Origin of the sequence: Chitinophaga deserti, from assembly GCF_003149455.1 — a bacterium.
GTDB lineage: Bacteria > Bacteroidota > Bacteroidia > Chitinophagales > Chitinophagaceae > Chitinophaga > Chitinophaga deserti.
The window spans coordinates 126,483-139,407 of the sequence record NZ_QFFK01000008.1 but is presented as its reverse complement, the minus strand read 5'-3'; the positions used below and the strand labels follow the sequence as shown (position 1 = coordinate 139,407).

General features: G+C 49.6%; 11 protein-coding genes. 3 read left to right on the top strand and 8 right to left on the bottom strand.

What is annotated here, in order from left to right:
- The first annotated feature begins 20 nt into the window (after positions 1-20).
- From DEV76_RS18740 to DEV76_RS18730, 3 genes are all read left to right on the top strand, one after another.
- Positions 21-3,551, top strand: a complete 3,531-nt coding sequence (locus tag DEV76_RS18740; RefSeq protein ID WP_109699462.1) for a YncE family protein — start codon at positions 21-23, stop codon at positions 3,549-3,551.
- A gap of 17 nt (positions 3,552-3,568) precedes the next feature.
- Complete coding sequence (locus tag DEV76_RS18735) at positions 3,569-4,609, top strand: hypothetical protein (RefSeq protein WP_109699461.1); 1,041 nt, start codon at positions 3,569-3,571, stop codon at positions 4,607-4,609.
- Positions 4,610-4,770: 161 nt separating this feature from the next.
- On the top strand, positions 4,771-5,484 hold the full coding sequence (locus DEV76_RS18730; protein WP_198652128.1) for a 3-ketoacyl-ACP reductase: 714 nt from the start codon (positions 4,771-4,773) through the stop codon (positions 5,482-5,484).
- A 73-nt stretch (positions 5,485-5,557) separates the two neighbouring features.
- On the opposite strand, the gene DEV76_RS18725 is transcribed toward DEV76_RS18730, so the two are convergent.
- From DEV76_RS18725 to DEV76_RS18690, 8 genes are all read right to left on the bottom strand, one after another.
- A complete protein-coding gene (locus DEV76_RS18725) occupies positions 5,558-6,787 on the bottom strand; it encodes a PepSY-associated TM helix domain-containing protein (RefSeq protein ID WP_109699460.1) in 1,230 nt (409 codons plus the stop codon).
- A gap of 266 nt (positions 6,788-7,053) precedes the next feature.
- Positions 7,054-7,257 (bottom strand): YqaE/Pmp3 family membrane protein, encoded by a 204-nt coding sequence (locus DEV76_RS18720; RefSeq protein WP_109699459.1) that lies wholly within the window; start codon positions 7,255-7,257, stop codon positions 7,054-7,056.
- 75 nt (positions 7,258-7,332) lie between these two features.
- The gene (locus DEV76_RS18715) at positions 7,333-8,280 is read right to left on the bottom strand and encodes a nucleotide-diphospho-sugar transferase (protein WP_109699654.1); all 948 of its coding nucleotides are present in this window, start codon (positions 8,278-8,280) and stop codon (positions 7,333-7,335) included.
- A 58-nt stretch (positions 8,281-8,338) separates the two neighbouring features.
- Positions 8,339-9,364 carry a glycosyltransferase gene (locus DEV76_RS18710; protein ID WP_109699458.1) on the bottom strand — a complete coding sequence of 342 codons (1,026 nt, stop codon included), beginning with the start codon at positions 9,362-9,364 and terminating at the stop codon, positions 8,339-8,341.
- 31 nt (positions 9,365-9,395) lie between these two features.
- Positions 9,396-10,412, bottom strand: coding sequence for a glycosyltransferase (locus DEV76_RS18705; protein ID WP_109699457.1), 1,017 nt, complete (start codon positions 10,410-10,412; stop codon positions 9,396-9,398).
- Positions 10,413-10,822: 410 nt separating this feature from the next.
- A complete protein-coding gene (locus DEV76_RS18700; RefSeq protein WP_109699456.1) occupies positions 10,823-11,644 on the bottom strand; it encodes an anti-sigma factor in 822 nt (273 codons plus the stop codon).
- Between the two features lies 1 nt (position 11,645).
- On the bottom strand, positions 11,646-12,188 hold the full coding sequence (locus DEV76_RS18695; protein ID WP_109699455.1) for an RNA polymerase sigma factor: 543 nt from the start codon (positions 12,186-12,188) through the stop codon (positions 11,646-11,648).
- A 105-nt stretch (positions 12,189-12,293) separates the two neighbouring features.
- Positions 12,294-12,698, bottom strand: coding sequence for a hypothetical protein (locus DEV76_RS18690; RefSeq protein ID WP_109699454.1), 405 nt, complete (start codon positions 12,696-12,698; stop codon positions 12,294-12,296).
- Positions 12,699-12,925: the final 227 nt, after the last annotated feature.

Genomic DNA, 12,925 nt, shown 5'->3' with positions numbered 1-12,925 from the left:
AAACAGTTTAACACACACACATGGAAACACTAGTAAGCAAATTGCCGCAGCTGTCTCATGAAATAGATACGTTACAAAACCCATTGCCACAGCTGTCTTACGAGATGGGAAACCCATCCGCCGCCAATACGATCTACATTACGACAGACCCGGCCGTAAATAAACTGACGCTGGATATTACCCTCAATACCGGCGTGGGTACATTTTCACCGGGCGTGCTCGTTCCCAAAAGTGATGCCCCTGCAGCCACAGGCTCCATCCTCTACCTGGACCTTTCCGCGCTGCAACTCACGCCCGCGGAGTTTGGCGCATTAACCTGTTCTGCAACAGACTGGCAATTTCAACTGTACCCGGATAATTATCAGATATGTATGACGCCCACGGAAGAAATTACGCTGGGCAGCGGTACAGGAGATATGATCCAGATTGAGATCAACGGGTTAACGATGAGCAATCCGCCCGCATCCCCCAATGCCAGTCTGAATGTCAGCAGCTTCAGGGTGCCCCCGGCCTCCAGCGGAAGGCTGCCCCAGGTGTCTTTCTTTAAAGTATTGCTGCAAAACGCGCCCGGCGGGTTCAAAGACCTGAATACCGCCATCGGCTGTGAACTCAATTCAGCCAGCGATATCTTTAACAGCATCGACGGGTACGACCCGGTGATGAACAGCATCACGTTCGTATTCAAGCCAGGGCCTACGCCAGCAGTGGTAAAAGCCGGGCCCAAAACGGTATTCACCGTATCATTCGTTTATGCCGCCGACTGGCCGGGATATGGTGCATTAACGACACCGGCATCTGCCGCAAAAATAAAAGTACGGCAGGGCCAGAACGCCAGCGATTGGGTGATCACCCAAAACGCCGACCAGCAAAACCCCTGCTGGCTGATGGTACCGCCGGATAACCAGCCCATCATCGGCACCGGCGCCAAATCAATTGTGCAGATAGACATAGACCAGATCGTGACCACTTTTGAGCCGGGGCCTACCCTCATGTTCGTGCAATACCAGGATGTACCCGGATACAACGACGGCTCCTACTACATCGTTCTGAACAAGATCCCGCATGTAGCGGTAGATGATATTACGGTATCCCCCAACCCGGCTATCGTGCAAAACGGTGTGGCAGAAGTGACAATTAGCTGGACGGCCAAAAATTTCAAATTGCTGACGCTGATGCCGTTCTATGAAGATGTGACGAAGGTAACATCCTATAAAGCCCAGCTCACGGAAAGCACCGATATCACACTCGTAGCCAATGGCGCCGGCGGACCCGGCAATACGGTGATGAAAACCGTAACGGCGAATGTGCTCCCGGAAATCAACTCCTTTGTAGCAACACCAACGGCGATCTATAAAAAAGACTTCCCCCATGATGTGAAATTCTACTGGGATGTGGATACCAACGAGCCCGTGTACCTTGTCAATGTCCGCGACAATACGAAAGAGCCGGTGGATAAATCAGGTACGATCTATAAATCAGTGAAAGCACCGGGGATGTGGTCTATCGTCCCGAAAAACACGGCTAAATTATACGAGCTGCAGCGAAGCGTACTGATACAGGCATTTGACCAGGAGCCCAGGAACGTGAACATCGATTTCATTCCCCAACAGGTGGTAGCCTCTCCGGATGCGCAATTCGTAGCCGCACTCAATCAGCCGGCCAACTGCGTGGAAATCCTAAATTCACTTACCTACGACCGCTATACCGACCCTATTCCTGTGAGTGGCAAGCCGGTAGACCTGCTGTTTTCCACTAATGGTAAATACCTGTTTTCGGCAGAAGATAATGGAACACTGACCGTGATTGGTGTAACATACAATGACAGCACCTCTTCTTACTCGTTCAGTATCGTTTGCACCGTACCGCTGGATAATACGCCCTCTCACATTGCCGTGGGGCCGGATGAAGACTATGTTTTCGTTACCTGCAACAACACAGCCGATTCTCAGGGGCACCTGATCGTTATCCAAAAGCTGAGCGATACCGTATTTGCCGTGAAGAACGATGTGCCCGTAGGGCTCAATGCAGGCGGACTGGCAACCGACCCCACCGGGGCATTGGTGTACATCGCTAATACTGATTCCAACAACGTATCTGTGGTGGGTTACAGTTCCCTGAACGACAGTTTCAATTTCATACGCAATATCGATAACCTCGATTCGCAGCCCGTGGATGTGGCGGTAGGCGACCCTACAGGGGATACGCTCCTCGTTGTATGTAAAGGGAGTAACAAACTCATTGCAGTGCATCACGACGACCGGGGCTCATCCCTGCGCCAGGAATTACCCCTTGGCAACACGCCGATGAGCATTGATACGGATACCAGCCGGGCCTATGCCTTTGTCACCAACAATGGCAGCAACACCGTTGCCCTGGTGAGCTGTGGCGCCGGGGTTTCCAATGTAAAAATCCTGGAAGCAGGTATACCCACGGTAAGTAACCCGGCAGGGATTTCATTGTCGCTCGACGATGCCATGGTATTTGCCGCGAGCAATACTGATAAATCGCTGACGGTGATTAATCTCACCAACTACCAGATGCAGAACGCCCCCGTATCTGTAGGTAAGCTGCCTACAGACATCGTGATCAGCAACGACAATAAATCTGTTGTAACCTGGCACAATGCGCTCATAACAATGGGGAATGGCAGCTATTCCAAAGGGCTGTACATCTACAATGTGGCAACCGGCGCAGTGGTCAGCAAACTGGATACCACCGATGTTATTGGCTGTGTATTTTCCCCGCAGGTACCGGTGAAAAAGATGTTCCTCATCGCCGGCAGCGACGATAATGTGGAAGTACTGGATGCTACCACGTTTGCCTCACAGCTGAAGATCCCCATCCCTACAGGGGCAGGTGGCGCAGTCCGGCAACCGCTGAATATCACCATGTCTGCCAGCGGCGATCATATGTTCCTCCTTGCAAAAGATGCCACAGGTCAACATACGCTGATAACGTACGCATGCGATATCAATTCTAACATTTATACGGTCATCTCCCAGAATGACCTGTTCGTATCTACCATAAAATCCAATACCATCCTGCTGGCCAATTCGCCGGATGCGTCGGCAGTTTTTGTACTGGATGCGTATGCCGGTAAGATTTATACGATCAACAGGGATGAAAGCGGTACATACCAGCCGGATACAAAGATATACACGATCAACAGCATCGCCAGATCCATGGTGGTATCGCCAGACAACGGAACGTTGTACATATTGGCGCAAACCAACCTGGTGACCAGTTTCACGTTGATAGACATTGCCAAACAGGAGATGAAGGAATACAAATACCCTTCTTCCTACAGTGCGCTGATCAACCTGCAACGGTTATGTATTTCTCCTGACGGCACCCGGCTGTTTATCACCGATGCCGATATTACCGGAGTAAGGGTGGTGAGCACCAGCTCTCTCCGTATCCTGCAAACGCTGACCTGGGAACGCGACATCCGCTACCCGGTAGGTATCACGATGTTGCCGGATGCTTCATCCATTTACTTAGCATGTTTAAACAGCAACAATATTGCGCAAGTATTTCAAATCAATTCCTAATTTCTTAAAACATTCCTATGGCATACCAAGGACTATTTATCAGGGACTACGTAGGTGAAACGCCCGATAATGCAAAAGGCCCCAGCTGGACGCAATCACCCGACATTTGTATTTCCGGAACTGTACCGCTGGCAGACCCGCAGTCGTTGCTGGACATGAACAATTACAACCAGGGCCTGCCCGACGGCGATAACCAGACGCCGTTGCAAACGAACTTCGTATACGCCCGCGGCATCAATACAGAATTAACGGCGATCACATCAACGATCTACCTGTATTATGTGGATACGAGCATTGTGTTATGGCCGCAGAACTGGATGATGGATACCATCATGCACACCGAAGGCACCAACGTGCCGATCAATGCTGCACAGGTGGTAGCGCAGGCACAGGGACTGGCAGCCACCATTGAACCATTTAAATGGAAACCTCCCAGAGATAATAACCATTACTGCCTCGTGGCGTGGGTAAAAAACGGGGATGACCAGCTGGAACCACCGGACCTTTACGGCATCGGCACAGTGAACGATATGGCAAACTTCATCCTCACGCATCCTAACGTGGGCTGGAAAAACACCACGGAAGTAGATGCCACGCAGCCTACCATCGAAAACTATGCAACCATATATGGTGCGGACCAGGGCGGATTGCTGAATATTGGCATTCAATGCCAGAACCTGCCCACAGATGGTTTTATCGAGTTCTCCGTTCCCGGGCCGGATGCAGCTAATACCATCATTTTCCCCAAGCAGCCGATCCTCACGCCCAACTATGCACCTACCGTACAGGTGCGCTGGCCGGACGATTTTGATTCCACCATCAATTTCAAATACTACAAGGGCGCAACAAATCCCCCGGATGGCGCCAATATCATTCCTATTGTTGGCACCATGGGAACCGGGTCCGATTTTATCGAGCATGTAAAGCAGGTAGCACCCCAGCACCTGGCGGATGTAAACTTCTATGCATCCCCAGCAGAAATCACGAGCAAGGGACAAGGCGTTCCCATCAAAAAACTCATGATCGTGGGCAGTGTGCCCTTCCAGCTTAAAAGTTAGTTCCGGGTCGCGCAAATGTAAAAACCCGCTCTATGAGCGGGTTTTTACATTTATACTGCAGGGCAAACCGGTAATGGGTTCCTTTTTCTGATCTTTCCGTGTCGTATCTTTGGGTCCCCTAAAAGGGTATAACAACTTTCAAATTCAAAATTATACATACCATGATTGACTTAAAGGGAAAGAAAGCCATCGTTACCGGAGGCGGAAGAGGATTAGGAAAGGCCGTAGCACTGGCGTTGGCCGCTGAAGGGGTGAATATTGCCATTACTGGCCGTAATGAAGACCGGCTGAAGGCTGCTGCGGAAGAAATCAAGAAGCTGGGCGTAGAGGCGGTATATGCAGTGTTTGATGCTGCCGATGAGAAAGCGACCAATGAGGGTATTAAAACACTGGCAGCCCAACTGGGCGGAGTGGATATACTGATCAACAATGCCGGTATCGGCGATTTCGGGACACTGGAAGAAATGTCTTCCGAAACCTGGAAAAAGGTGATAGACATCAACCTGTTCGGCGTGTACTATGCAGCCAAAGCAGTGTATCCTTTTATGAAAGAAAAGAATGAAGGGGATATTGTGAATGTGGCATCCACTGCAGGCCTCAAGGGAGCGGCCGGCATGTCGGCCTACGCTGCTTCCAAAGCGGCAGTTATTTCCCTTTCGCAATCTATGATGGCGGAGTGGCGTAAAAACAACATCCGTGTAATAACACTTACCCCCAGTACTATTGCTACAGATCTCACTGTAGGTACGCTTACAGACGGGAATCCGGAGAAAGTGCTGCAGCCCGAAGACTTTGCCCAATGGGTGACTGATATGCTGAAAATGAACCGGAGAGCGCTGATCGCCAACGGCTCCATTTTCTCTACCAATCCATAATACCATCCGGCTTATATAAAAAAGGGAATGCTGTTTCGTGAACGGCATTCCCTTTTTTTATAAAACACTTTATTTATACGACTTCTACCTGTCTGCGAGGAACAGCCGCCTTTTTCGCTGGTTTCTTCTGCTTTTTCTTCTTGCCCCACCAGATGATGAACCCGGTTACAGGCAATGTGGCCCCTATCAGGCTGGCGAAAAACGCCAGTATCTTACCGGGCAGTCCAAGTATGCTCCCTACGTGAATGTCATAATTCATCTTCCGCAGTTTGGTACCAAATTCCGCTTCGGCATAGCTGCCATCGTAAATGGTCCGCGGTTCTTTCAGCTCCTGCAGCGTATGCTGGTCGAAGGTGTAACGCTCCGAATTGTAGTATTGTCCTTTGCTGGGATAAGCTATCACCAGTATGCCGGACTTCGGCTTGGAGGTATCCGGGAAAGACATATAGAAGCCATTGGCATCCGGGTGCTTCCGCAGTACGGTCTGGAATGCGATATCGGCAGCCTGCTCCGGGGTGTAATGCTTCCCTGCCTGCAGGGAGTCCGATTTCTTTTCTACATACTCCGGCAGGGATTTACCGCCCGAAGTAGCCCAGTAAAGGCCCTTGCTCCACCACTGAATACCGTATACGATACCGGTGGCCCCTATGGCGAAGAGTAACAGCAATGCGTAAAAGCCCAATACATTGTGCAGGTCGTAGTTAACCCGTTTGATGGTGCCTTTCCATTTGATATTGAAACTCTGCTGGCGGGTGGATTTGTTCCATTTCTTTGGCCACCACATGACCATCCCGGTTATCAGGGTAATAAGAAATATGAGTATGCTGTAGTTAACGATGGGGCGGCCTATTGCTACCGGCATCCAGAGGAATCGGTGCCCGTTCAGTACCCAGCGGAAGAACCCTGTTTCGCCTTCTTTACGCACTTCTTTAGTCACCACCTGAGCAGTATAGGGGTTCAGCTTCATGCTGGAACCACCCCTGCGGCCGCCAACTCCGGCTTCCACTACCCTGCCTTGCCGGAAAGTGGCATAACTCACCCGCTTGCCCGGGAATTCAGTCTCCGCAACCTTCATGATCTGCGAGGGGAGGATCACTGCCTTTTCCTGCTTCGCCACGGCATGCTGTGGCTCCATCATATCGGTGATTTCCTCGTTAAATACCCAGATGCAGGCGGTAAGGCACACGATAACTACGATAATTCCCGTCACCAGTCCGAGCCAAAGGTGCAGCCAGGCCGAAATACGATAGAAGAGTGAGCGGTTGGACTTCTTCTTCTTTAACTGTTTAGCTGGAGTATTCATGGTCAGAAATAAAATAAACATGCTGTGAGTATACCCGGCGGCGCCTGTGTATGCAACATGATCCGGATGCAAAATTACTATTCACTATGCCTGGTGGCATGTCGGATCAGGAAAAAACAACAATCATACTGTCAAAAGGGGAAGCAGCCTGCAGAACGCAGTACAGATAAGGGTTTCAGGGAAAATTACCCTGTTTTGGAAGGAGCAGTTACGAGATGCGGAAAAATATTTGGGGAAGTGGCGGAATTCCGTAAAAAAGGGGCTGATCAGGACTTCATATTCCGCATGGCCCTTACGATACGGTCTGCCCGCCTGTCTGCCCGGGCATTGTTCAGGGAAACAACTGCCCAGATGGCGGCCGGTAACCACCCGATCAGGGTGATCTGCAGCACCAGGCAAAGTATGGCATGCAGGATCATGCCCCTGAGGAGGAAAGATAATGCGGGGAGGAGAATGGCGATCAGTATCATATGATATAAATAGAACTTAGCATCTGACTGATGACAAATTACGGCAAATTTGAGAAAACCGCTCCGTCAAGGCTGCTACTTTCCTAAAAAAGTGCGTTTTAACCACCGCTTGATACGTTTAGTACGTTTCATATACCTGGCCCACCTGGCATCGAGGTCATGCTCTACCCGCAGGTATACCGCATCCGCCCCCATTACAGGTACGGTGGAAGCCGGATGCTTCAGTGGCTCCGTAAGCTCTCCTATGGGCATTGCCGCAAACGGGTTTACGGTATCGAAGGTATGCGTGGCGCCTTCTCCGAATCCGATATTAGTGATAAGATTAACGTTGGGGGTAATTGTGAGTCCTTCAGTAAAGAAACCAAGGAAATTGAACTGATAATCCCAGGTATCGATTTCTCCTGCTTTGAGTTTTTTGAAGATATTGACATAGTCTTCAATGAAGAAACGATCGTCGTACACCCGGGCCATTACCTTTTCCACTTCATGCTCCTCAAAGCGGCTCATGGTACGGTCGTATCCCTTCCATACGCGTGCCCAGCTGGCCCATCCCCAGATGTTCGCATACCGGGAAAAGTAGTAATCGGCGTCCGTCCACCGCTGGCCTTTCAGCTTGTTGGTGCCGGTAATGGAAAATATGTTAAAATCGTTCCGGTAGCGTTCCAGCATCTGGTCGCAGAAAGAGAAGAAACTAATGGCGGGGAAACAGTCGTCTTCGAGGATTATACCTTCCGGCTCATTATCGAAGAACCAGGTGATGGCATCGGATACCGCGATTTTGCATCCTTTATTTACGTCACTGAAAAGGGTTTTCACTTCACAGTCCCAATCCACCTGCTGAACGATCTGCCGTACTTCAGTGCAGTTTACTTCATCGGCCGGCCGTGATGCACGGGGGCCGTCTGCCGCTATGTACAGCCGGGAAGGCTTTACTTCACGAATGCGTTCAAACACTTTACCGGTGGTATCCGGACGGTTGAACACGATAAATAACACCGGCGATTGTACCTTATAATTTTCCATAGTATTATAACTCACGGGCCTGGCGGAGACGGATTGCATTAAAAACCTTTCCCGTTCGTCAGATTTTACCCGGCTCCACGCTTTTAGCGTACCGGAAGAATTTCTTGATAACTTTCATCTCATGCGAACCACCTAAATCAATCGGCGAAAGGTAATACAGGGTATTCTTTTCATCAATCAGCACACGGTTCATCAGGCCCCATTTGGTAAAGATAATCCGGAAGGGCGACAGCAGCAACATACGCCAGCGGTTCTTTTTCTTGTTCCGCCGGTGTGCCCGTAATGCGAGATCATATAGTTCGATGGTAGGGGTAGCGTCGTTAATGCCAGCCAGCAGTCTTTCAAGATATTCCGGCATAAGGCGTTGGCGGGGAATGAAATGCTTGAGACTGAGGCGCTTTTCGAAGTAGAGGTCGTACCCGGCGATCATGAGCCTTTTGCAATACTCGAAATCGTCGCCCGTACTGAGCTTACTGCCATTTCTGCCGGCCAGCAGCGTAGGGTGTTCGTCGGGGTACATGGCCAGGAAAAGCTTTCTGCGGGTTACCATACCTGCTCCGAGGATAAAACTCCGGTTGTTTACGATACCCGATTCTTCTCCCGGCACGCCCAGGGCAAATTTATCGGCATGTTCGGGAAACCAGTCAGGATAAGCAGGCGCATCCGTTACCGGATAATTGCTGCCCCCGGCCGCGCCTACAGTGGGGTTTTCCCGGAGGGTTTTCCAGGCATAGTATACATAATCGGGATTAAGCCAGTTATCGTCGTCGCAAAACACAATACTATCGTAAGCAGCTTCTTTAACACCCTTATCGCGGGCATACATCTGTCCGGCGCGGAGTTCCTCCACAATCCTGAGCGGGATCCCTGCCGGGCCTTCCTTGTCCCAAATAGCACGTGCTACTGCGGCGGTATCGTCGGTGGAGTCATTGTCTACCAGCAGTACTTCGTACCTGAAATCTTCCGGAAATTGCTGACGGGCCAGGTGGCGGAGGGTTTCTCCTATCCGTTGCGAACTGTTGTAGCAGCAGATGATGACTGAAATCCCTACAGGAGAATGCTTGCTATTAGTTGTAAGAGACATATATAATTAAAAAAAGGAATAGTTTGACAGATTAGCGGAACCGGAGTATCCGGGTTACCCAGTTAACGAAGGCTGGTACCGGGCGTCCGGCAGCTATATAGATCCCCTCATGGAAACCGATATAACTGGCCAGTTCGAAAGTTTTAGAGGGGTGAAGCCCGAAGCCTGCAGCTGCCCATCTTTTAAATGATTTACGGTTAAACTTGGCCGGTGCCATAATGCGTGTATCCAGGATAGCTTCCCTTTCCGGGAAAACCTGCAGCAGGCTCATTTCATAGCAAACACTTGTACCATATGCCAGCCGCTTCAGGTAAGCTGCGTTGGCTTTCCTTGCGGGAATAAGGTGGCGGAGGCGTAAAACGGGCGATACACCGGCAGCATATCCGTTCCGAAGCCCTACCAGTACCATCTGGGTATCTTCCCCGCTCGTAAGCTTGCGCGCCGTACGCCCTTCAAGGGTTACACTGCCGGCCTCTGCCAGTTCCAGATAGCGCAGCAGAATATCGCGGCGGATACACATACCTGTTCCAAACGGGTAACAGTCCTGCCATTCCAGCTGATTATCGAACCGGGTGGTGCTTTCATGGCGTTCCTGGAAAGCCCTCGTGGCAAAAGATGTAAGTCGGGGATCAATTCCGTCTGTATACTCTACCGTAACATGCCCCGGCCCCCATGCACCCACTTGCGGGTATTGAGGCAAGAGCTTACTGTGAGCCTGCAGGTAATCGCTTTCCGGTTCATTGTCGTCATCGAAATACACAATGGTATCCCCCTTTGATGCCTTTATAGCAGTAATACGTGCCTGCACCACACCGGGAATGGTTTCACGGATAAGGCGGAGCCCTGGAATGCCCGGGGCAATGGTACGCAATGCCGCCTCATTAAGGGCCGGATTACTGTTGTTATCCACCACAATCGTTTCTGCGGTAAGCCCATTGTAGTTCAGCTTCGCTACTGCCCTGAGGCAGCGCCTGAATACTTCGCGGTCCGGGTTATATGTACAAATGACTATCGAATAGTCCACTTGCGCGGTCTGAATGGTTTCCAAATCTTATCTTATAGTTAGGTGTTAAAAATCAATACAAAAAATCTCTGCATTGGTATGTAACGGTCTATATATGCTAATTGTTACTTTTATAGCTGATATTATTAATAAAGTGGCAAAAGCTGTGCCTGAACTGCCGGCATACGCATTGCTATCAGTTCCTACATCGTTTTGCAAAACCTACTGCCATAGAAAGGCAGGATATCGTTACAATGGATTTACACGGCTGTTAAGGCGCATTATACACCGGATGATGTACACATCACAGCTACCGCTACTGACCTTCCGGGACACACCGGAGTGCTGGAAGTTCCAATGGTGTAATGCATAACAAAAGCCGCCTCAATAGTATTATTGGGGCGGCTTCACTGGAATATATGAACGAAGATGCCAGGTGCAATAGTGATTACCAACTACCCGGAAACCTTGCCCATTACGTAAAGCTGGGTCAGATCCGGTACATTATTGCCGCCTTCCTTCTCGAGGGTAATGGCAAAGGCGTCTGCCCGTAAAATGGGTTTAAGGAGACTTAGTCCTTCAGAGATATCAATAACACCGGCATCAACCGGTTTACCATCTACCAAGGCCCATAATTGGTATTGCCGGCCCTGAGGTGCTTCCGGTAAATTATTTGGGAAAAGGTATACTTCCCGGCTGTTACTGTTCCAGTAAACCGTGGCGCTAAATGTTTCCTTACCGGCCACACCACCCAAAGGAATTTTTTGCATACCCGGTGCAGCCACCGTGCGGACCTGAGCATACATACGATCCAGCGAATCACGGTTTTTATTTAAACCGGCCAGCAAAAGATCTTTCTCCTGTACCAGAGCGGTATAGTCGTTATGAATATTTTGATAACGCTGATACAGCAACACATTACCAATCAAGCTTACACAGAGCAATACTGCTGCAGCCACTCCTAACTTCCGCCAATTGGGGTTTACAATCGGGCGCAGCGGGGTATTTGCAGGTAGTGCTTTCAATCTCTGCTGTTCATCGGGTAAAGAATTAGATTGCTTCAGTCGCCCGGCAATCACGTCCCATACATCCTGCGTCAGCGGCACCGCATTCTCCATACAATTTGCTTCCAATGCTGCTTCCATTGAGAGAATTGACGCTTCCACTTCCGGATACTGTAGTCTATACCTTTCCACTTCCGCCCTTTCTTCAGGCGTAGCCAGATCCAGCACATAGCTTTCGATCACACCACTTCGTATGTATTCCTGTACGTTCACGCTATAAAAATAACAAAGTCACCATTTTCCTGAGCTGCGTTAATGCCGCGCGCAATCTCGTTTTCACTGTTCCCATCGGAATATTAACCTGTTTGGAAATTTCCTCGTGGGTATAACCCTGAAAGTAGGATAATTCCACCAATACCCTGTGTTCTTCCTTTAACTGATGGACAGATTTCCGCAACCCTATGTATTCAACCGCCATGCCCGGAACTACATGCTGCCCATCTACCACCGGGCCGTTCAAACGGGCATTCTTCCAATGTTTACTGCGAACTGCGTCAATTGCGCCAGACCGGGCCACACTATGCATCCAGGTAAACAGCCGGGCTTTTGAGGGATCGTACTGATCCATCATCCGCCAGATCTTGACAAAGCAATCCTGAAGCACGTCCCGGGCAGTTTCCGCCTCCGGCACAATACTCAATATTACACTGTACAGCGCCGAAGCGTAATTGTCATACAAAAACTTAAAGGCAGTTTCATCCCGCTGCTTCAGCAACTGTACCAGGTCTTCTTCAGAATATTTAGGTGTAATTTTCAAAGTCAGTCAAAATGATAGAACACCCATAATATACGGCTGAACATCGTTACCGGTTTTACAGCATTATAAAATGCCCCCTGCATTGCAGTGCAAGGGGCGTTTGTTTTACTCATTCACCCACAAGTTCCACTTTGCATCGAACTTGTTCCATTTGCCATCGGCTCCCTCCCATTTCCACTCAGGCACTTCTGTCCAGGATGTTCCATCCGTACTCCAGACAAGCTTCTTGTCGTGAATCTTCAGCCATTTGCCATCCTTATCTGTCCAGGCGCCGCCCTTATCCGCCATCCATTCTTTACCATCAGTACTATGCCACAGCCCGCCTTTTTTGTCGAGCTTATACCACAATGTTTTCCCTTCGTGCATGCCAGCCCATGTACCTGAAGCAGATTTTTTCCATTCGCGGAAAGCTGCTGTATTTACACCGGAAGCAGCAGGCGTGGAAGCTTCCATCGTTGTTGCCGTAAACACTGCAGCAGCGAATACAGCAATCATCATTACGTTTTTCATAATGTATTTGTATTAGTTGTTAAAACGGATTTGTGAGGGGCACTTACCGGTAATTCACCATGCTCCCTGTTAATCATCGATACAAATACGGGGGTAAAAAGAAAATAGTTTGGCTAACATTCTGGAAGCACAATTTCTGTCTACTCCAAGAATTATCTGTGCTTTTACGTACAAATCCCCCTGACCATGCTCTATATAGGTAACAGGACCACATTTTCGTTACTACC